Source organism: Brevundimonas sp., from assembly GCF_004210735.1.
GTDB lineage: Bacteria > Pseudomonadota > Alphaproteobacteria > Caulobacterales > Caulobacteraceae > Brevundimonas.
In genome coordinates, this window is the sequence record NZ_SDZL01000137.1 from 1 (window position 1) to 1298 (window position 1298).

General features: G+C 65.3%; 1 protein-coding gene. It reads left to right on the top strand.

Annotated elements, in window-relative coordinates:
• The coding region (locus tag EON91_RS14445) for an alpha/beta fold hydrolase (RefSeq protein WP_292096106.1) at window positions 1-944 on the top strand (944 nt) is incomplete at its 5' end.
• Window positions 945-1298: the final 354 nt, after the last annotated feature.

Here is a 1298-nt window from a genome sequence, read left to right on the forward strand (position 1 = left end):
AGGGTGAAGCGCCCGCCGGCGGCTTTCCGCTGATCGCGTGGGCGCATGGCACGGTCGGCATCGCGGATACGTGCGCGCCGTCCAACAATCCGCGCTCCGAGCGCGACACCAAATATCTCAACCACTGGCTGCAACAGGGCTACGCCGTCGTCGCCTCCGACTATCAGGGCCTCGGCACGCCCGGCGGTCACCCGTATCTCGCCACGCGCCCGGCCTCCTATTCGGTGCTCGATGCAATCCGCGCCGTGCAGGGCGATCCCAACCTGAACATCGCGAAGTCCGTCGTGCTCGTCGGCCAGTCCCAGGGCGGCGGCGCCGCCTTCGCCACAGCGGGCGAGGCCGTCTCCTACGCGCCCGAGCTCGACATCCGCGGCACGGTCGCCACCGGCACGCCCTACTTCACCAACGACACGGCGCCCGCCGTCCGCGATCCCGCCGCTGTCAGCCCGGTCTTCGCCTACTCGATCTACATCATGTATCTCGCCGAACAGGCTGACCCGTCCTTCAAGATCGCCGACTATGCCAACGAGAAGGCAGCCCCCCTCATCGAAAGCACGCGCACCCAGTGCTTCGGCAAGACGGCCAAGCTGATCATGGACGAAAAGTTCAGCCCCGCCACCGCCTTCACCAAAGACCCGACGCCCGCCATCGCGAAATACTATCCGCTGATGTCGTATTCCACGCTCAAGGTGAAAGGCCCGGTCTTCGTCGGCACGGGCGGCCAGGACAAGGACGTGCCGGCCCCCGGCCAGCAACACCTCGTCAACGACGCCTGCACCGCCGGCGCCGTGATCGAACACAAAATCTACGCCGACCTCGACCACTCCGGCACGGTGAACGGCTCCCTCGCCGACTCCACCCCCTTCGTAAAAAAAGCCTTCGCCGGCGAGGCCATCACCGGCAACTGCAAGACCGCCGCCTCAACCGACGGAACAGCGCGCTAGGTCCACCGCCCTCGAAACCCTTCCCCTGCAAAGCGGGGGAAGTGGATCGGCGCAAAGCGCCGAGACGATGGGCGCGAGTCTCAGTGGGGATGAGCGGATAAAAATATCCGTAGGGTGCATCGAGGATGCACCGAGTTCCCGCCAGATCCCGCAGAAATGCCCCACCCATTCGGGGGATAGCCAAACCAAAACACCCCACGTCACAACGCCAATCGCACCATCCGCTGTAGGATACGCGTACCCGCTCCATCCCCCACCTCGCATCCCATGCGATATTACTCCCGCCCCTGACGACGGGAGGTCTTGGAGACGTCCGAACTCAAGATGTCAGGGGCGTTGGCCGGCGTGGCTGCG